The sequence below is a fragment of the Actinacidiphila rubida genome (genome assembly GCF_900110255.1).
Classification (GTDB): domain Bacteria; phylum Actinomycetota; class Actinomycetes; order Streptomycetales; family Streptomycetaceae; genus Actinacidiphila; species Actinacidiphila rubida.
On sequence record NZ_FODD01000003.1, the window covers coordinates 171,753 to 189,513 of the forward strand.

Genomic DNA, 17,761 nt, shown 5'->3' on the forward strand with positions numbered 1-17,761 from the left:
ACTGACATCCGCACGGCCGTCGCCGCCGTCGTACCTCAGGAACCCGCATCCGCACGGGGAGTTGATCGCCTTCACCGCGGAGGACGACGTGTGGCTGGCGCCCCTGGACGGCGGCCGGGCGTGGCGGGTCAGCGCGGACGACATGCCCGTCGGGCGGCCCAGGATCAGCCCGGACGGCGAGCAGGTCGCCTGGACCTCCACGCGGGACGGCGCCCCCGAGGTGCACCTGGCGCCGCTCGCCGGCGGCCCGTCGACGCGGTTGACGTACTGGGGCAACTCCCGTACGGCGGTGCGGACCTGGACGCCCGGCGGCGACCTGGTGGTGATCAGTACCGAGGGCCAGGCGTCGTTGCGCCGCACCTGGGCGCGCCGGCTGCCGCTGGACGGCGGGCCGGCCCGGACGCTGCCGTACGGGCCGGTCGGCGACCTGGCGTACGGGCCGGGCGGCGCGGTGCTGCTGCAGACGGTGGCGATGGGCCGGGAGGCCGCGTACTGGAAGGGCTACCGGGGCGGCACCGCCGGGAAGCTGTGGCTGGACCCGGACGGCGGCGGGGAGTTCCACCGCGTGCACGCCGACCTCGACGGCAACATCGAGTGCCCGATGTGGGTCGGTGAGCGGATCGCCTTCCTGTCCGACCACGAGGGCGACGGCGCGCTGTACTCCAGCCTGCCCGACGGTACGGGCCTGCGCCGCCACACCCCGGTCGGCACCGGCTTCTACGCCCGCCAGGCCGCCACCGACGGCACGCGCGTCGCGTACGCCCGCGCCGGACGCATCCACCTGCTCGACGACCTCGACGAGGCGCGGCCGCGCCCGCTGGAGGTGCGGCTCGGCGGCCAGCGCACCGATCTGCAGCCCCACCCGGTGCGCGCCGCCCACCACTTGGGCGACGCGCGCCCCGACCACACCGGGCGCGGCAGCGCCGTGGAGATCCGCGGCGGCGTCCACTGGGTCACCCACCGCGGCGGCCCGGCCCGGGCGCTGACCGCGGTCCCCGGGGTGCGCACCCGCCACCCGCGGGTCTTCCAGCAGGGCAGCGAGCAGCACGTGGTGTGGGTCACCGACGCCGAGGGCGACGACGCGCTGGAGATCGCGCCCGCCACCGGGCTGCCGGCCGGCACCGCGCCGCGGCGCCTGGCGGCCGGGCGCCTGGGCCGGGTGCACGAGATCGAGGTGTCGCCCGACGGTCACCGCATCGCGGTCGCGAGCCACGACGGGCGGGTGCTGCTGGTCGAGGCGCAGACCGGCGAGGTGCGCGAAGTCGTCGCGGGCGACGCGGGCGACGCGTCGGGGCTGGCGTTCTCGCCGGACTCCGGCTGGCTGGCCTGGTCGCATCCCGGCCCCGGCTCGCTGCGGCAGATCAGGCTCGCCGCGACCTCCGACCTCACCGTGGTCGACGCGACGCCCCTGCGCTTCCAGGACTTCGCGCCCGCCTTCACCGCCGACGGCAGGCACCTGGCGTTCCTGTCCGAGCGGGCCTTCGACCCCGTGTACGACGCGCAGGTCTTCGACCTGTCCTTCCCCAACGCCTGCCGTCCCTACCTGCTGACGCTCGCCGCCGCGACGCCGTCGCCGTTCGGCCCGCAGCGCCACGGCCGCCCGTACGACGACGACGGCGACGACGCCCACGGCGAGGCCGACGGCGGCGGGCAGCAGGGCGACGACAAGGAGCACGGCGACGGCGACGGCGCCGCGGACCGGCCCCGCCCCACCACCGTCGACGCCGACGGGCTCGCCGACCGCATCGTGCCCTTCCCCGTGGAGGCCGGCCGCTACTCGGGGCTGCGCGCGGCCAAGGGCGGCGTGCTGTGGCTGCGGCACCCGCTGACCGGCGTCCTCGGCTCCGCGCTGGCCACCCCCGAGGCGCAGCCGCCCGGCACCGTGCTGGAGCGCTACGACCTCACGCGGCTGCGGCTGGAGGAGATCACCGACGACGCCGACGACTTCGCGGTCACCGGCGACGGCACGAAGGTGCTGGTCGCCGGTGACGGGCGGCTGCGGATCACGGCCGCCGACAGCAAGGCCGACTCCTCCGACGACTCGGACTCCACCACGAGCGTCGACCTCGGCCGGATCCGGGTCACCGTCCGTCCGGCCGCCGAGTGGCGGCAGATGTTCGACGAGGCGCACCGGCTGATGCGCGACAACTTCTGGCGGGCCGACATGGGCGGCCTGGACTGGGACGCCAGCGCCGCCCGCTACCGCCCGCTGCTGGACGCCGTGGCCACCCACGACGACCTGGTGGACCTGCTGTGGGAACTCCACGGCGACCTGCGCACCTCCCACGCCTACGTCACCCCGCGCGGCGGCTACCGCGACCCGCTGCACCGCCAGGGCCTGCTCGGCGCGGACATCTCCCGCGCGGAGGACGGCACGTGGCGGATCGACCGGGTGCTGCCCGGCGAGTCCTCCGACCCGCACGCCCGCTCACCGCTGGCGGCGCCCGGGGTCGCGGTCCGCGCGGGCGACACCCTGCTGGCCGTCGGCGGCCACCCCGTCGACCCGGTCACCGGGCCCGCGCCGCTGCTCGTGGGCACCGCGGGCAAGCCCGTCGAGCTGTCCGTCGGCCCGGCCGGCGGCGGCGCCGTCCGCCATGTGGTGGTCGTACCGCTCGCCGACGAGGAGCCGCTGCGCTACCACGACTGGGTGGCCGGCCGCCGTGCCCACGTCCACGCCGTGTCCGAGGGCCGGCTCGGCTACCTGCACGTCCCCGACATGGTCGGCAGCGGCTGGGCGCAGCTCCACCGCGACCTGCGGGTGGAGGTCGCGCGCGAGGGCCTGGTGGTGGACGTCCGGGAGAACCGCGGCGGCCACACCTCGCAGCTGGTCGTGGAGAAGCTGGCCCGCCGCATCATCGGCTGGGACGTGCCGCGCAACGGCCTGCCGTTCAGCTACCCGCAGGACGCGCCCCGCGGTCCGGTCGTCGCGGTCGCGAACGAGTTCTCCGGCTCGGACGGGGACATCGTCACCGCGGCGGTGCGCGCCCTGGGCATCGGCCAGGTGGTCGGCACCCGGACGTGGGGCGGTGTCATCGGCATCGACAGCCGCTACGAGCTGGTCGACGGCACCGGGGTCACCCAGCCCAAGTACGCGATGTGGCTGGACGGTTACGGCTGGGACCTGGAGAACCGCGGTGTCACGCCCGACGTCGAGATCGTCACCACCCCGCAGGACTGGGCGCACGACCGCGACCCGCAGCTCGACCACGCCGTCACCCTCGCGCTGGACGCGCTGACCGCCAGCCCCGCGAAGCAGCCGCCGTCGCTGCCCTGACGCCGGTCCGCCCCCCCGGGCCCGCGGCGGCACCTCCCCGCACGCGGCGCCCGGCGGGGCCGCGCCCTGCCGATCAAGGCCCGTGCCGAGCGAGTAGCATCGGCGCTGCCCGGACCCGTGCCCACGACCCGAGGGGGAGCCGCCATGGCGGGAGAGCCGCAGCCCGACTGCCTGTTCTGCAGGATCGTCACGGGGGAGATCCCGGCGACGGTCGTGCGGGAGACGGAGACGACCGTCGCGTTCCGCGACATCAGCCCGAAGGCTCCGACGCACGTCCTCGTGATCCCGCGGGTGCACTACCCCGACGCCGCGTCGCTCGCCGCGGGCGACCCCGCCGCCGCGGCCGACGTGCTGCGGGAGGCGGGCGAGGTCGCCGCGCAGGAGAAGGTCGACGGCAGCGGCTACCGCGTGGTGTTCAACACCGGTCCGGGGGCGGGCCAGACCGTGTTCCACGCGCACGCGCACGTCCTGGGCGGCGGCGACATGCCGCACATGGTCTGACCCGGCACGACCGGCCGCACACCGTGTCCGCCCGCGAGCTCGTCGTCCTCGGCACCGCCAGCCAGGTGCCCACCCGCCAGCGCAACCACAACGGGTACGTGCTGCGGTGGGACGGCGAGGGCATCCTGTTCGACCCCGGCGAGGGCAGCCAGCGGCAGATGCTGCACGCCGGGGTGTCGGCGACCGACCTGACCCGGATCTGCGTCACCCACTTCCACGGCGACCACTCGCTGGGGCTGGCCGGCGTGATCCAGCGGATCAACCTCGACCGGGTGCCGCACCCGGTCACCGCGTACTACCCGGCGAGCGGGCAGCGGTACTTCGACCGGCTGCGCCACTCCACGGCCTATCACGAGACCGCCGACCTGCGGGAGCGGCCCGTCACCGGTGACGGCGCCGTCGCGGAGACGCCCGCGTTCACGCTGTCCGCGGCCAGGCTGTCGCACCCCGTCGAGTCGTTCGGGTACCGGCTCGTCGAACCCGACGGGCGCCGCCTGGTGCCGGAACGCCTCGCCGAGCACGGCATCGCGGGCCCCGACGTCGGACGGCTGCAACGGGAGGGCTCGCTGCGCGGCGTGGACCTGGCGGAGGTCAGCGAGCCGCGTCCCGGCCAGCGGTTCGCCTTCGTGATGGACACCCGGCTGTGCGGCGCGGTCCACGAACTGGCCGCGGACTGCGACCTGCTGGTCATCGAGTCCACGTTCCTCGACGCCGACGCGGAACTGGCCGCGGACCACGGGCACCTGACGGCCGGACAGGCCGGCGCGGTGGCCCGCCGGGCGGGTGTCCGCCACCTGGTGCTGACCCACTTCTCGCAGCGCTACAGCGACCCGGACCTGTTCGCCGCCGACGCGCGCGCCGCCGGCTTCACCGGTGAACTCACCGTCGCCGAGGACCTGATGCACGTCCCCGTCCCCAGGCGCCGCTGACCGCCGCGGTGGTGCCGCGTGCCGTCCGCGGGCCCGGGGACCGGGTGTGCGCGCGACGCGCTACGGCAGGTAGTACATCGGGTTCGGGAGCTTGTAGGACTTCTGCGCGTGCCCGCCGGACAGGTCGCTGTACTGGTCGCCGAAGTTGGCGACGATCGTGTAGCCGAGCGACTCGATGTGCGCGCGGGTCCCCGACTTGTAGTCGATCGTCGTGCAGGACGCGCCGCACGGCAGGTACGCGGGCGGGTTGGCGGGGTTCTTCAGGTACAGGTGGGCGGTGTCGGCCGGGGCGCGGTAGCCCACCGCGGTCAGGTTGCGGACGGTGTCGGCCCGCTGCGCCTCGGGCCGGCCGGTGATCCAGAAGACCGTGTAGCCGTGGTCCGCCGCCCAGTTGGCGAGGGTGTCCATGCCGAACACCGGCGCCATGTTCTTGCTGTCCAGGTACGCCTGGTTGCTGGCGGGGGAGTAGTTGAAGCCCACCTCCAGCTCGTAGTTGTAGGTCAGCAGCGAGGTGTCGTCGACGTCCAGGACGATGGCCGGGCGGTCGGCGTGCCGTCCGGCCCGCGCCAGGTAGGACGTGGCCTTGGACTCGATGCCGGCGAGCTGCGCGGCGTAGTTGCCGGTGGCCGAGGCGTAGTGCTCGCCCGAGGCGTCCACCGTGTCGCCGTAGTACGCCTTGATCTGGGAGATCTCGGTGGTGAGGTTGGTGATCTCCTTGTCGCTGCGCGGCACGGAGTTGTCCGCGGAGGCCGCGCCGACGCCGTAGAGGGTGGCGCCGAGCGTGGCCGCGGCGGCGGCCAGTGCCAGGGAGCGGCGGACGGACAGACGTGCACGGGGCATGGCGGTGCTCCTTCGATGCTCGTTGGTGCGGCGCAACTTAGACCCCCTGATCTGAGCAGGTCAAGGGTTGTCTACGCGCGTCAGGCATCGTTGACGTACCGTCGGTTTTACTTTCGCGTTAATCCCCAGTTCAGGGCGGGTTCACCAGCCGGACGCCCGCAGGATGCGGTCGGCGGCGGCCGCGGAGTCCACCAGCGGGTGCAGGGCCAGCGCCCGCAGCGCGGCCGTCCGCGCCCCCGTCGACGCCGCCTCGATCGCCGCGCGCTCCACCGACTTCACCGCCAGCATCAGGCCCGCCTGGTGCTCGTCGGGCGGCGCCACCGGCAGCGGTCGCGCCCCGAACGCCCCCACCTCGCACGGCACTTCGACCACCGCGTCGGCGTCCAGGAACGGCACCGCGCCGCCCCCCGGCACGTTCAGCACCAGCGTCGTCCGTTCGTCGCGCGCGATCGCCCGCATCAGCGCGAGCGCCACCCGGTCGTAGCCGCCGCCGTCCAGGTCGTGCGGGTCGCGCTCCCAACCGCCGGTCGCCGCGCGGTTCTCCGCCATGTACGTCTCCTCACGCTCCCGCCGCGCCGCCTCCCACAGCGCGAACGCCGAGGCCGGCGCCTCGTCGGCGGCCGCCAGGAACGCCTCCTGCCGGGCGTCCAGGAACTCCCCGCGGGTCCGCCCGGAGGAGCGCACCGCGGCCAGCGCCTCGCGCGCGAAGTAGTAGTAGTGCAGGTACTCGTTGGGCAGCGACCCCAGCGCGGAAAGCCACCCGGCCCCGAACAGCCGCCCCTCCTCGAACCCTTCGAGGGCGGCAGGGTCCGCGAGCAGCCCCGGCAGCAGGTCGGGACCGTCCGGCTCGGCCCACATCCGCCGCAGCCAGCCCAGGTGGTTCAGCCCGACGTAGTCGAAGCCGAAGCCGGGCGCGTCCGGGTCCGCGCCGGCCGCCCGCGCGGCCCGCCGCACCAGACCCACCGGCGAGTCGCAGATCCCGATCACCCGCGGGCCCAGGACCCGCGCCATCGCCTCGGTCACCATGCCCGCCGGGTTGGTGAAGTTCACCACCCAGGCCTCCGGTGCCAGCGCCCGCACCCGCTCCGCGATCGCCACGGCGACCGGCAGCGTCCGCAGCCCGTACAGCACCCCGCCGGCGCCGACCGTCTCCTGCCCGAGCACGCCTTCGCCCAGCGGCACCCGCTCGTCCCGCACCCGGCCCGCGGTGCCGCCCACCCGGATCGCGGAGAACACGAAGTCCGTGTCCCGTACCGCGTCGTCCAGGTCCGCGGCGATCCGCACCGCGGGACCCGGCACCGGCAGCGGCATCGACGCCAGCACCGACGCCACCACCCGCAGCCGCCGCTCGTCGGTGTCGTGCAGCACCACCTCGGTCACCGTCGGATCGCCCGCCAGCGCCCGGTACACCAGCGGCACGCGGAAACCGCCGCCGCCCAGGACCGTCAGCCTCATGACCCCTCCTCCGGTTCACCCGCGGCACCCGCGGGTCCGCCACGCGCCCGCCGCCACCCGCCGGCCTGCTGGGCACTGTCGGTGCCGTCAGGCACAGTGTGAACCATGGACGACCAGCCCGTTCTCGACCCGCTGGGCGCGCTGCGCGCCCCCGGCGACCCGGAGGCCGACGTCTACCTGACCGGCACCGTGTTCCTCGACATCATCTTCACCGGCCTGGACAGCGCGCCCGTGCGCGGCACCGAGTCCTGGGCCCGCGGCATGGGCTCCAGCCCCGGCGGCATCGCCAACATGGCCACCGCCCTGGCCCGCCTCGGCCTGCGCACCACCCTCGCCGCGGCCTTCGGCGACGACGTCTACGGGGACTACTGCTGGGACAGCCTGGAGAGCGGCGAGGGCATCGACCTCGGCCCCTCCCGCAAGGTGCCCGGCTGGCACTCGCCCGTCACCGTGTCGATGGCCTACGAGGGCGAGCGCACCATGGTCAGCCACGGCCACCAGGCGCCGCCGCCCGAGGACACCGTCCCCGCCTGCCCGGTGCCCGCCCGCGCCGCCGTGGCGTCCCTGGGCCGGCGCGGGGAGCCCGGCGAGCACGACGAGGCGTGGATCGCCCGTGCCGCCGCCTCCGGCACCAAGGTCTTCGCCGACGTCGGCTGGGACGACAGCGGCCGCTGGGACCGCGCCGACCTCGACGGCCTGCGGCACTGCGCCGCCTTCCTGCCGAACGCGGAGGAGGCCATGCGCTACACGCGCACCTCCAGCCCCCGCGAGGCCGCCCGCCGGCTCGCCGACCTCGTCCCGCTCGCCGTCGTCACCCTCGGCGCGGAGGGCGCCTGCGCCGTGGACTCCGCGACCGGCCAGACCGCCGAGGTGCCGGCGCTGCTCGTCGAGGCGCTGGACCCCACCGGCGCGGGCGACGTGTTCGTCGCCGGCTTCGTCACCGGCACCCTCGCCGGCTGGCCGCTCGCCGACCGGCTGGCGTTCGCCTCGCTGTCGGCGGCGCTGTCCGTCCAGGAGTTCGGCGGTTCGCTGTCCGCCCCCGGCTGGACCGAGATCGCCGCCTGGTGGGAACAGGTCAAGTCGCTGTCCGGGCAGGCCCACGCCGACCCCGAGGCGCTGCGCCGCTACGCCTTCCTCGACGCGCTGCTGCCGGCCGCGCTGCGCTGCGGCCCGCGCCGCCGCGCCGTCCCCACCATCGGCTTCCGCCATGCCTGAGGGGCCGGGCGGCAGCTCTAAACCCCTCGGCGGCGGGCGCCTCACGTCGTACGCTTGGAACCTCCAGGACACCCTGGGAAACCTCGAACAGCAGAAGGCGGGATGAGCAGGCCCTAGCGCCGGCCCATGACTCAGACACCGACAAAGCACCAGCCGCAGCCGCCGGAGCAGGCGCGCGCGCACTTCGTCGTACCGGCCAAGCACCCCATGGTGACCGTCCTGGGATCCGGGGACGCCCTGCTCCGCGTGATCGAGAAGGCGTTCCCCGCCGTCGACATCCATGTACGGGGCAACGAGATCAGCGCCGTCGGCGACGCCGCCGAGGTGGCCCTGGTCCAGCGGCTCTTCGACGAGATGATGCTGGTCCTGCGCACCGGCCAGCCGATGACCGAGGACGCGGTGGAGCGCTCCATCGCGATGCTGCGGGCCAACGGCAGGGCCGCGGCCGAGGGCGCCGAGACCCCCGCCCAGGTGCTGACGCAGAACATCCTCTCCAGCCGGGGCCGCACCATCCGCCCCAAGACGCTGAACCAGAAGCGCTACGTCGACGCCATCGACAAGCACACCATCGTCTTCGGCATCGGCCCGGCCGGCACCGGCAAGACCTACCTGGCGATGGCCAAGGCGGTCCAGGCCCTGCAGTCCAAGCAGGTCAACCGGATCATCCTGACCCGCCCGGCGGTCGAGGCCGGCGAGCGCCTCGGCTTCCTGCCCGGCACCCTCTACGAGAAGATCGACCCCTACCTGCGGCCGCTGTACGACGCGCTGCACGACATGGTCGACCCCGACTCCATCCCGCGCCTGATGGCGGCCGGCACCATCGAGGTCGCCCCGCTCGCCTACATGCGCGGCAGGACCTTGAACGACGCGTTCATCATCCTCGACGAGGCGCAGAACACCAGCGCCGAGCAGATGAAGATGTTCCTGACCCGGCTCGGCTTCGACTCCAAGATGGTCGTCACCGGCGACGTCACCCAGGTCGACCTGCCGGGCGGCACGAAGAGCGGGCTGCGTCAGGTGCAGGACATCCTGGAGGGCGTCGACGACGTCCACTTCTCCCGGCTCACCAGCACCGACGTCGTACGCCATAAGCTGGTCGGACGCATCGTGGACGCCTATGAGCGGTACGACAACGCCGACGGCGCCGCACCCCGACCGCACGGAAAGTAGCCGAACGACCATCATGGCGATCGACGTCAACAACGAGTCCGGCCGGGACATCGACGAGCAGGCGCTGCTCGACGTGGCCCGTCACGCCCTGCACCGCATGCGCATCCACCCGCTCTCGGAGCTGTCGGTGATCGTCGTGGACGAGGCGGCGATGGAGCAGCTGCACCTGCAGTGGATGGACCTGCCCGGCCCGACCGACGTGATGTCGTTCCCGATGGACGAGCTGCGGCCCGGCAAGGAGGACGAGGAGTCCCCGCAGGGGCTGCTCGGCGACATCGTGCTGTGCCCCGAGGTCGCGGAGAGGCAGGGCGAGGAGGCGCCGACCAAGCACTCCATGGACGAGGAGCTGCAGCTGCTCACCGTCCACGGCGTCCTCCACCTGCTCGGGTACGACCACGAGGAGACCGACGAGAAGGCCGAGATGTTCGGGCTGCAGAAGGCGATCCTGGACGACTGGCGGGCCGGGCGCGGGCTGGAAGGCCCGTCGCCCGCGCCCACCACCCACTGAGCGGCACTCATGATCGTCTCAGCTGTCCTGCTGGTGCTCGTCGCCTGGCTCGCCGCCTGCGCCGAGGCCGGTATCGCCAGGGTGTCCCGGTTCCGGGCCGAGGACGCGGTGCGCTCCGGCCGCAGGGGCGCGGCGAACCTGCTGGCGGTCGCCTCCGACCCGACCCGCTACCTGAACGTGGCGCTGCTGGTCAGGGTCGCCTGCGAGACCGCCGCCGCGGTGCTCATCACCGTCGTCTGCGACCGGCACTTCGCCTCGACGTGGCAGGTGCTGACCGTCGCCATCGGCGTGATGGTGCTGGTGTCGTACGTCGCGGTCGGGGTGTCCCCGCGCACCATCGGCCGCCAGCACCCGCTGAACACGGCGACGGCCGCCTCGTACGTGCTGCTCCCGCTGGCCCGCGTGATGGGTCCGGTGCCGGGGCTGCTCATCCTGCTCGGCAACGCGCTGACGCCGGGCAAGGGCTTCAAGCGCGGCCCGTTCGCGAGCGAGGCGGAGCTGCGCGCACTGGTGGACCTCGCCGAGTCCGAGTCGCTGATCGAGGACGAGGAGCGCCGGATGGTGCACTCCGTCTTCGAGTTGGGCGACACCATCGTGCGCGAGGTGATGGTGCCGCGCACCGAACTCATCATGATCGAGCGGTTCAAGACGGTGCGTCAGGCGATGACGCTCGCGCTGCGCAGCGGCTTCTCCCGGATCCCGGTGACCGGCGAGAGCGAGGACGACGTGGTGGGCTTCGTCTACCTCAAGGACCTCGCCCGGCGGGTGCACATCAACCGCGACGCGGAGTCGGACCCGGTGACGTCGGTGGTGCGGCCGGCCTCGTTCGTGCCGGACACCAAGAACGCCGGCGACCTGCTGCGCGAGATGCAGCAGGAGCGCAACCACGTGGCGGTCGTCATCGACGAGTACGGCGGCACCGCGGGCATCGTCACGATCGAGGACATCCTCGAGGAGATCGTCGGCGAGATCACCGACGAGTACGACCGGGAGACGCCGCCGGTCGAGGAACTGGGCGACGCCCGCTTCCGTGTCACCGCCCGGCTGGACATCGGCGACCTCGGCGAGCTGTACGGCGTCCTGCTGGACGACGACGACGTGGAGACCGTCGGCGGCCTGCTCGCCAAGTCCCTCGGGCGGGTGCCCATTCCGGGTGCGACGGCGGTCGTGCCGCTGCCGGAGGACGCGTCGGGAGCGCGCGAGGTCTCCGCGCTGCGGCTGACCGCGGAGACGCAGGCAGGGCGGCGCAACCGCATCGGCACCGTGCTCGTCGAGCCGGTGCGGGAGCCGGTGCCGTCCTGACCGGTCCGGCCGGCACCCGATGACGGTGCCCGGCCGGTGCGGCCGGTCGCGCTAGTTGCTGCGGATCGCGAAGATCACGCCGATCACGAAGATCGCCGCGATGATCGAGAACCAGATGATGTCCTGCTGGGCGTCACTGGTCAGAGCCAGCTGCACGACGTCGCTGTGCATGGGGCAACCCCTCTCGCGAACGAGCCGTTTCCCCGGACGCTACCCGCGCACGGGCCCTTCACTCGCCCCCGGCCGGGTGACGCCGCCCGCGGTGTGCGGGCGGGCGCACCCGCCGGGGGACCGGAGGGGCGACGTCGCGGGGGACGTCAGATGGTGAACTGGTCGAGCATGCCGAGGAGATTGGCGCTCGCGGCGTGGATGGACCCGGACAGGCTGGTGTCCGAGAGGTAGAAGCCGAAGGCTCCGCAGGCGAGCGCGTGGCTGATCTTCAGCGCGCCCTTGCGGCTCAGGAAGAAGGTGATCAGCGCGAGCGCGATCACCAGGGGCATGTGCAGCAGCATGTCTCATCACCTCAAACCGGGACACTGCTCCCCTCAGGCTAGGGCGAGTTGGCTGTACGCGCATCTTTGACCGCGGAGCGTGACATCGACCGGGAGGGCCTGGTGGCAGGACGTGTGCGGGCCGGCGGCGCGCCCCGCACCGGGCCGTATGATCGCGCCCATGAGCGACGAGAACCCCGAAGACCGCAAGCTCATCACGCTCGCCCGGTCGGCCCGTGCCCGCAACGGCGTGCCGGAGGGCGCGGCCGTCCGTGACGAGACCGGCCGCACCTACGTCGCCGGCACCGTGGCACTGGAGTCGCTGCGGCTGACCGCGCTGCAGACCGCCGTCGCCATGGCGGTGGCCAGCGGCGCGCGGTCCCTGGAGGCCGCCGCGATCGTCACCGCGGCCCAGGCGCCGGCCGAGGCCGACCGCGCGGCCGTCCGCGACCTCGGCGGCGCCGGGACCCCCGTGATCCTCGCGGGGCCGGACGGCACGGTCGTCACCACCGTCACCGCGGGCTGACCCCCGGCCCGCCGGCCGCACCGGCGGACCGTTCGGCCGGGGGGCGGGGTCAGACCGCGTCGGGCCCGCGCTCGCCGGTGCGCACGCGCACCGCCGTGTCCACCGGCACCGCCCAGACCTTGCCGTCGCCGATCTTGCCGGTCCGCGCGGCGGCCACCACCGCCTCGATCACCGCGTCCGCCTCGGCGTCCTCGACCAGCACCTCGATCCGCGCCTTGGGCACCAGGTCGACGCGGTACTCCGCGCCCCGGTACACCTCGGTGTGCCCGCGCTGGCGGCCGTAGCCGCTGGCCTCGGTGACGGTCAGGCCCTGCACGCCCATCTCCTGCAGGGCCGTCTTCACGTCGTCCAGCTTGAAGGGCTTGATGACGGCGGTGACCAGCTTCATCCCTGGGGGCTCCTGTCCTGGGCGGGCGCGACGAGGTGGTGCGCGGCGGCCGTCGCGGCGCCCGTGCGGAGCAGGCCGTGCGTCGTGCCGTGCGTGAGTACGCCGTGATCGTAGGCGGTCTCCGCGTGCACGGTGAGGTCCAGGCCGGTCCTTTCCTCGTCCTCGCCGGCCCGGAAGCCCATCAGCCGCTCCACGGCCCAGCCGATGCCGTAGGTGACGGCGAACGCGTAGCTGCCGACGGCCGCCACCGCCACGGCCTGGCGGCCCAGCTGGCCCAGCCCGCCGCCGTACAGCAGGCCCTCGGGGCCGCCCGTCATGGTGGCCGTGGCCAGCAGGCCGATCAGCAGGGTGCCGACGATCCCGCCCATCAGGTGCACGCCGACGACGTCCAGCGAGTCGTCGACGCCCCAGCGGAACTTCCAGCTGACCGCGTACGAGCACAGCACGCCGGCCGCCAGGCCCACCACGACGGCGCCGAGCGGGTCGACGCTGCCGCACGACGGGGTGATCGCCACCAGGCCGGCGACCGAACCCGAGGCCGCGCCCAGCGTCGTCGCGTGCCCGTCCCTGCGCTTCTCCACCGCCAGCCAGCCGAGCAGGCCCGCGCAGCCGGCGGCCTGGGTGTTGAGGAACACGGCGGCCGCCGGCCCGTTGGCGCCGAGCGCCGAGCCGGCGTTGAACCCGAACCAGCCGAACCAGAGCAGGCCCGCGCCGAGGACGACCAGCGGCAGGTTGTGCGGCCGCATCGCGTCCTTGCGGAAGCCCAGCCGCGGCCCGAGGACCATGGCCAGGGCGAGCCCCGAGGCGCCCGAGCAGACCTCGACGACGGTGCCGCCCGCGAAGTCCAGGGCGTGCAGCTTCGCGGTGATCCAGCCGCCCGCGCCGAACACCCAGTGCGCCACCGGCACGTATACGGCGAGGGTCCACACCAGCACGAACACCACCCACGCGCCGAACCGGGCCCGGTCCGCGACCGCGCCGCTGATCAGCGCGGCGGTGATGATCGCGAAGGAGAGCTGGAACGTGGCGAACAGCAGCGTCGGCACGTGCCCGGTGACGTCGGCCGGCCCGATGCCGTGCATCCCCAGGTGCGCGACGTCGCCGATCAGGCCCAGGCCGCCCGCGTCGTGCCCGAACGCGAGCGTGTAGCCGGCCACCAGCCACACCATGGTGACCAGGGCGATCGACACGAAGCTCATCATGAGCATGTTGAGGACGCTCTTGCTGCGCACCATGCCGCCGTAGAACAGCGCCAGGCCGGGAGTCATCAGGAGCACGAGGGCGGTGGCGGCGAGCAGCCACGCGGTGTCGCCCGCGTCGACGGCGGACGGGCCGGCGGACAGCAGCACGGGGGGGGGTCCCTTCGGTCGGCGGCGCGGGCGGGCCTGCGTGACGAGCGTCGGGCGTACGCGTTACCGGACGTGGGCGGCCGTGTTTCCGCCGTGTTTCGTGTCGCCTGGGTGTCTCCGGGTCCGCGACGCGTCCGCGGAGGGCTCCCGCGTCAGGGAGAATGAGCACATGAGCGCTCGTACCCCCGCCCCCACCGGATCCCAGGCCGACCACCGCTCCGGCTTCGCCTGCTTCGTCGGACGGCCCAACGCCGGCAAGTCCACCCTCACGAACGCTCTGGTCGGCCAGAAGGTGGCGATCACCTCCAACCGCCCGCAGACCACCCGGCACAGCGTGCGCGGCATCGTGCACCGGCCCGAGGCGCAGCTGGTCCTCGTCGACACCCCGGGGCTGCACAAGCCCCGCACCCTGCTCGGCGAGCGCCTCAACGACGTGGTCCGCACCACCTGGGCCGAGGTCGACGTGATCGGCTTCTGCCTGCCCGCCGACCAGAAGACCGGCCCTGGCGACACCTTCATCGCCCGCGAGCTGGCCGGCATCAAGAAGACCCCCAAGGTGGCCATCGTCACCAAGACCGACCTGGTGGACGCCAAGCAGCTGGCCGCCCAGCTCATCGCCGTCGACAAGCTCGGCCGCGACCTGGGCATCGAGTGGGCCGAGATCGTCCCGGTCTCCGCGGTCGACGGCACGCAGGTGCAGCTGCTGGCCGACCTGCTGGTCCCGATGCTCCCCGAGGGCCCGGCGCTGTACCCCGAGGGCGACCTCACCGACGAGCCCGAGCTGGTCATGGTCGCGGAGCTGATCCGCGAGGCCGCGCTGGAGGGCGTGCGCGACGAGCTGCCGCACTCCATCGCCGTCGTCGTGGAGGAGATGATCCCGCGCGAGGGCCGGCCCGCGGACAAGCCCCTGCTCGACATCCACGCCAACCTCTTCATCGAGCGCCCCAGCCAGAAGGGCATCATCATCGGCCCCAAGGGCGCCCGCCTGAAGGAGGTCGGCACCAAGTCCCGCCACCAGATCGAGGCGCTGCTGGGCACGCCGGTCTTCCTGGACCTGCACGTGAAGGTGGCCAAGGACTGGCAGCGCGACCCCAAGCAGCTGCGCAGGCTGGGGTTCTGACCGCCGGTCAGCAGGGCGAGCGGGTGCGCTGGGTGTCGTAGAGCGGCCCCGGGCCCTTGAGCATGCGGTGGACGGGCGCGGTCTCCGTGCGGCGGATGCCGGGGAGTTGGGCGACCGGGCCGGTGAGGTAGCGGTAAAGGGCCGCCGGGCTCGCGCAGTTGATGGCGGCGTAGACGTTCGACGACCCGGTGGTCGCCGAGGCGAACGCGACCTCCTCGTGCCGGGCCAGCGCCTCGCCGACCTCGGCCAGGTGGGCCGGCTCGACCTCCAGCCACAGGGCGCTGCGCAGCGCCCTGGCGTGGGTGTCGCCGTCGAAGGCCAGGTCGAAGTAGAGGGCGCCGGACGAGCGCAGCTCCGCCATCCGGCGGCGGACCGTCGACTGCGACCAGCCGGTGGCGGCGGCGAGGCCGGGGACGGGCGTGCGGCCGTCCTCCGCCAGCGACTCCAGGAGCTTGCGGTCCCCCGCGTCGAGCGGGAACGGCTCGGCCGCCTCCGTCGCCCGCCCCCTCGGTGCCTCGGCCGGGGCGAGCGCCTCCGCCCGCGCCGCGTCGAGGGGGCCGTTGCGGCTCACCGGGCTCAGGGCCTGGCCGAAGAACACGTGCACCAGGGCGTGCGCGGTCACCTGCACCACGCGCGGGGTGCGCGGCAGCTTCTGCAGCAACAGCTCGTCCTGGCCGGGCCGTTCGGGCTGGACCAGGCAGAAGATCTCGGTGCCGCCGGAGATCAGCGACACCCAGCGGGTGTCCAGCCGCCTGGCCAGCGCCTCGCCGACCGAGGCCGCCGCGTCCGGGGTGCAGCGCACCCGCACGAACCACGGCGTCACGCCGATCCGCAGCGGATCGACCAGGCCGAGCACCCGCAGCACCCCCGAGCCGCGCAGCCGCCCGTACCGCCGCGCGACGGTCTGGTCCGAGACGTCCAGCACCTCCGCGATCCGGCTGAACGCGGCCCGTCCGTCGATCTGGAGGGCGTGCACGATCTGCCGGTCGAGGAGGTCGAGACCGGACAGCGGCTCCCAGCCCAGCGGAGTGGCCATGTCGGATTCCATCTCCCCACGCTAACGGATGTCGGATTCCGTCACGCGTCCTCGATCGGCTGGGGATCTCGCGCAGCGACCCGGAAGGTGGAGCCACCGGCACCCGCCGGGCACACCGACGAACCGGGAAACCCGGGAAACGGAGCCCCCTCCCATGCGCAAGTGGCTGCCCCTCGTGGCGATCTGCCTGGGCGCCTTCATCCTGCTGGTCGACGTCACCATCGTGAACGTCGCCCTGCCGCGGATGGCCGACGACCTGCACGCCTCCTTCTCCTCCCTGCAGTGGGTCATCGACGTCTACGCCCTGGCGCTGGCGGCCCTGCTGATGGTCACCGGATCGCTCGCCGACCTGTTCGGCCACCGCCGGCTCTACACGGCCGGCCTGACCGTCTTCGCCCTCGCCTCGCTGGCCTGCGCCCTCGCACCGAACGCCGCGGTGCTCATCGCCGCGCGCGGCGTCCAAGGCGCCGGCGGCGCCGCGATGTTCGCGACCTCGGCCGCGCTGGTGTCCGTGACGTACAAGGGGCGGGACCGCGGCGTCGCGTTCGGCGTCTGGGGCGCCGTCAACGGCGCCGCCGCCGCGGCCGGCCCGATCATGGGCGGGCTGCTGACCGAGGGCTTCGGCTGGCAGTCGATCTTCCTCGTCAACCTGCCGGTCGCGGCCCTCGCCGTGGCCCTGACGCTGCGGGTGCTGCCCGCCGGTGCGCGCCGCAAGGGCTCGCTCGACGTGCCCGGCGCGCTCGTCTTCACCGTCGCCGCGGCCGCGGTGACCTACGCCCTGATCCGCGGCGGTGAGCACGGCTGGGGCGACGGGCTGACGGTGACCGCCTTCGTGGTCGCCGGGGTCGCCGCGGTGGCGTTCGTGCCGGTGGAACTGCGCGCGCCGCAGCCCATGCTCGACATGGCGCTGCTGCGCCGTCCGGCCTTCGCGGGCCTGCTCACCGGCGCGCTGCTCTACCAGATGGCGGCGTTCGGCGGCATGGTCTTCATCTCGCTGTGGCTGCAGAACGTGCTCGGGCTCAGCCCGGTGCGCAGCGGTCTGGCCCTGATGCCGCTGGCGGGCACGGCCTTCGTGGTCGCCGCGGTCGCCGGCCGCTTCATGCACCGGCTCCAGCCGCGCGTCCCGATCGGCGTCGGCCTGATCGTCATCGCGGCCGGCTCGCTGATGCTGTGGGCGACCGTGCACCCCGGGTCCGGCCAGTCCGCGCTGTTCGCCGGGCTCGCCGTGGCCGGCGCGGGCGTGGGCCTGACCACCCCGGTCCTGGTCTCGGCGGCCGTCGACGCGGTCCCGCCGGCCCGCGCCGGCATGGCCGGCGCCGCCGTCAACACCTTCCGCCAGCTGGGCCTGACGCTCGGCATCGCCCTGTTCGGCGCGGTGTTCACCGACCGCCTGCGCGCCACCCACTCGCTCCGCGCCGGCTACGCCTCCGGCATCGACCGCGTGTCGCTGCTGTGTGCCGCGGCGGCGCTCGTCGGCGGCCTCACCGTCCTCCTGACGCTCCGCCCCTCCCGATCCGAGGCGCCCGCGCACGACGCCGCGACTCCGCTGCCGAGGACGACGGCCTCGCGCTGACGGGCGGCCCGCCCGTCACCACGCCTGACGGGTTCCGACGGCCGGCCCCGACGGCCGGTTCCGCCCGCCACGAACACCGGGTCC

General features: G+C 74.0%; 16 protein-coding genes. 10 read left to right on the top strand and 6 right to left on the bottom strand.

Annotated elements, in window-relative coordinates; genetic code table 11:
- Nucleotide 1: 1 nt before the first annotated feature.
- The 3 genes from BMW99_RS03815 to BMW99_RS03825 all read left to right on the top strand — a co-directional run bounded on the left by BMW99_RS03815 (nucleotide 2) and on the right by BMW99_RS03825 (nucleotide 4,704).
- Nucleotides 2-3,274, top strand: a complete 3,273-nt coding sequence (locus tag BMW99_RS03815; protein WP_075016271.1) for a S41 family peptidase — start codon at nucleotides 2-4, stop codon at nucleotides 3,272-3,274.
- A 144-nt stretch (nucleotides 3,275-3,418) separates the two neighbouring features.
- Nucleotides 3,419-3,775, top strand: coding sequence for a histidine triad nucleotide-binding protein (locus BMW99_RS03820; RefSeq protein WP_069465890.1), 357 nt, complete (start codon nucleotides 3,419-3,421; stop codon nucleotides 3,773-3,775).
- A gap of 23 nt (nucleotides 3,776-3,798) precedes the next feature.
- Complete coding sequence (locus tag BMW99_RS03825) at nucleotides 3,799-4,704, top strand: ribonuclease Z (protein WP_069465891.1); 906 nt, start codon at nucleotides 3,799-3,801, stop codon at nucleotides 4,702-4,704.
- A gap of 60 nt (nucleotides 4,705-4,764) precedes the next feature.
- Here the strand turns inward: BMW99_RS03825 and BMW99_RS03830 are convergent, their stop codons facing one another.
- Nucleotides 4,765-5,544, bottom strand: a complete 780-nt coding sequence (locus BMW99_RS03830; protein WP_069465892.1) for an HAD family acid phosphatase — start codon at nucleotides 5,542-5,544, stop codon at nucleotides 4,765-4,767.
- Between the two features lie 141 nt (nucleotides 5,545-5,685).
- On the bottom strand, nucleotides 5,686-6,999 hold the full coding sequence (locus tag BMW99_RS03835) for a family 4 glycosyl hydrolase (protein WP_075016219.1): 1,314 nt from the start codon (nucleotides 6,997-6,999) through the stop codon (nucleotides 5,686-5,688).
- A gap of 105 nt (nucleotides 7,000-7,104) precedes the next feature.
- Between BMW99_RS03835 and BMW99_RS03840 the strand changes: the two genes are divergently transcribed.
- The 4 genes from BMW99_RS03840 (at nucleotide 7,105) to BMW99_RS03855 (ending at nucleotide 11,194) form a co-directional block, all read left to right on the top strand.
- The gene (locus BMW99_RS03840) at nucleotides 7,105-8,214 is read left to right on the top strand and encodes a carbohydrate kinase family protein (RefSeq protein ID WP_069464421.1); all 1,110 of its coding nucleotides are present in this window, start codon (nucleotides 7,105-7,107) and stop codon (nucleotides 8,212-8,214) included.
- A gap of 126 nt (nucleotides 8,215-8,340) precedes the next feature.
- The gene (locus tag BMW99_RS03845) at nucleotides 8,341-9,384 is read left to right on the top strand and encodes a PhoH family protein (RefSeq protein WP_069464422.1); all 1,044 of its coding nucleotides are present in this window, start codon (nucleotides 8,341-8,343) and stop codon (nucleotides 9,382-9,384) included.
- A gap of 13 nt (nucleotides 9,385-9,397) precedes the next feature.
- Nucleotides 9,398-9,892, top strand: a complete 495-nt coding sequence (gene ybeY, locus BMW99_RS03850; RefSeq protein ID WP_069464423.1) for an rRNA maturation RNase YbeY — start codon at nucleotides 9,398-9,400, stop codon at nucleotides 9,890-9,892.
- Between the two features lie 9 nt (nucleotides 9,893-9,901).
- Nucleotides 9,902-11,194 (top strand): hemolysin family protein, encoded by a 1,293-nt coding sequence (locus BMW99_RS03855; protein WP_069464424.1) that lies wholly within the window; start codon nucleotides 9,902-9,904, stop codon nucleotides 11,192-11,194.
- Nucleotides 11,195-11,511: 317 nt separating this feature from the next.
- Here the strand turns inward: BMW99_RS03855 and BMW99_RS03860 are convergent, their stop codons facing one another.
- The gene (locus BMW99_RS03860; RefSeq protein WP_069464425.1) at nucleotides 11,512-11,706 is read right to left on the bottom strand and encodes a hypothetical protein; all 195 of its coding nucleotides are present in this window, start codon (nucleotides 11,704-11,706) and stop codon (nucleotides 11,512-11,514) included.
- Between the two features lie 148 nt (nucleotides 11,707-11,854).
- Between BMW99_RS03860 and BMW99_RS03865 the strand changes: the two genes are divergently transcribed.
- Nucleotides 11,855-12,211, top strand: coding sequence for a cytidine/deoxycytidylate deaminase family protein (locus BMW99_RS03865; RefSeq protein WP_079138557.1), 357 nt, complete (start codon nucleotides 11,855-11,857; stop codon nucleotides 12,209-12,211).
- Nucleotides 12,212-12,260: 49 nt separating this feature from the next.
- Here BMW99_RS03865 and BMW99_RS03870 read toward each other — a convergent pair whose 3' ends face one another.
- Nucleotides 12,261-12,599 (bottom strand): P-II family nitrogen regulator, encoded by a 339-nt coding sequence (locus BMW99_RS03870; protein WP_069464426.1) that lies wholly within the window; start codon nucleotides 12,597-12,599, stop codon nucleotides 12,261-12,263.
- The gene (locus BMW99_RS03875) at nucleotides 12,596-13,867 is read right to left on the bottom strand and encodes an ammonium transporter (RefSeq protein ID WP_079138558.1); all 1,272 of its coding nucleotides are present in this window, start codon (nucleotides 13,865-13,867) and stop codon (nucleotides 12,596-12,598) included. Before BMW99_RS03875 ends, BMW99_RS03870 begins: the two co-directional genes overlap by 4 nt.
- Nucleotides 13,868-14,117: 250 nt before the next feature.
- Between BMW99_RS03875 and era the strand changes: the two genes are divergently transcribed.
- Nucleotides 14,118-15,068 carry a GTPase Era gene (gene era / locus BMW99_RS03880; protein ID WP_069464428.1) on the top strand — a complete coding sequence of 317 codons (951 nt, stop codon included), beginning with the start codon at nucleotides 14,118-14,120 and terminating at the stop codon, nucleotides 15,066-15,068.
- A 7-nt stretch (nucleotides 15,069-15,075) separates the two neighbouring features.
- Here era and BMW99_RS42625 read toward each other — a convergent pair whose 3' ends face one another.
- Nucleotides 15,076-16,116 (bottom strand): Lrp/AsnC family transcriptional regulator, encoded by a 1,041-nt coding sequence (locus BMW99_RS42625; RefSeq protein WP_265736954.1) that lies wholly within the window; start codon nucleotides 16,114-16,116, stop codon nucleotides 15,076-15,078.
- Between the two features lie 142 nt (nucleotides 16,117-16,258).
- On the opposite strand from BMW99_RS42625, the gene BMW99_RS03890 reads away from it, so the two are divergent.
- Nucleotides 16,259-17,677 (top strand): MFS transporter, encoded by a 1,419-nt coding sequence (locus BMW99_RS03890; RefSeq protein WP_079175916.1) that lies wholly within the window; start codon nucleotides 16,259-16,261, stop codon nucleotides 17,675-17,677.
- Nucleotides 17,678-17,761: the final 84 nt, after the last annotated feature.

Excerpts from the sequence above, each read along its gene's own strand:
- BMW99_RS03855 (WP_069464424.1), top strand. The coding sequence starts at position 9,902 with ATGATCGTCTCAGCTGTCCTGCTGGTGCTCGTCGCCTGGCTCGCCGCC.
- BMW99_RS03840 (WP_069464421.1), top strand. The coding sequence starts at position 7,105 with ATGGACGACCAGCCCGTTCTCGACCCGCTGGGCGCGCTGCGCGCCCCC.
- era (WP_069464428.1), top strand. The coding sequence starts at position 14,118 with ATGAGCGCTCGTACCCCCGCCCCCACCGGATCCCAGGCCGACCACCGC.
- BMW99_RS03870 (WP_069464426.1), bottom strand. The coding sequence starts at position 12,599 with ATGAAGCTGGTCACCGCCGTCATCAAGCCCTTCAAGCTGGACGACGTG.
- BMW99_RS42625 (WP_265736954.1), bottom strand. The coding sequence starts at position 16,116 with ATGGAATCCGACATGGCCACTCCGCTGGGCTGGGAGCCGCTGTCCGGT.
- BMW99_RS03820 (WP_069465890.1), top strand. The coding sequence starts at position 3,419 with ATGGCGGGAGAGCCGCAGCCCGACTGCCTGTTCTGCAGGATCGTCACG.
- BMW99_RS03830 (WP_069465892.1), bottom strand. The coding sequence starts at position 5,544 with ATGCCCCGTGCACGTCTGTCCGTCCGCCGCTCCCTGGCACTGGCCGCC.
- BMW99_RS03835 (WP_075016219.1), bottom strand. The coding sequence starts at position 6,999 with ATGAGGCTGACGGTCCTGGGCGGCGGCGGTTTCCGCGTGCCGCTGGTG.
- BMW99_RS03845 (WP_069464422.1), top strand. The coding sequence starts at position 8,341 with ATGACTCAGACACCGACAAAGCACCAGCCGCAGCCGCCGGAGCAGGCG.
- BMW99_RS03860 (WP_069464425.1), bottom strand. The coding sequence starts at position 11,706 with ATGCTGCTGCACATGCCCCTGGTGATCGCGCTCGCGCTGATCACCTTC.
- ybeY (WP_069464423.1), top strand. The coding sequence starts at position 9,398 with ATGGCGATCGACGTCAACAACGAGTCCGGCCGGGACATCGACGAGCAG.
- BMW99_RS03865 (WP_079138557.1), top strand. The coding sequence starts at position 11,855 with ATGATCGCGCCCATGAGCGACGAGAACCCCGAAGACCGCAAGCTCATC.
- BMW99_RS03875 (WP_079138558.1), bottom strand. The coding sequence starts at position 13,867 with ATGACTCCCGGCCTGGCGCTGTTCTACGGCGGCATGGTGCGCAGCAAG.
- BMW99_RS03890 (WP_079175916.1), top strand. The coding sequence starts at position 16,259 with ATGCGCAAGTGGCTGCCCCTCGTGGCGATCTGCCTGGGCGCCTTCATC.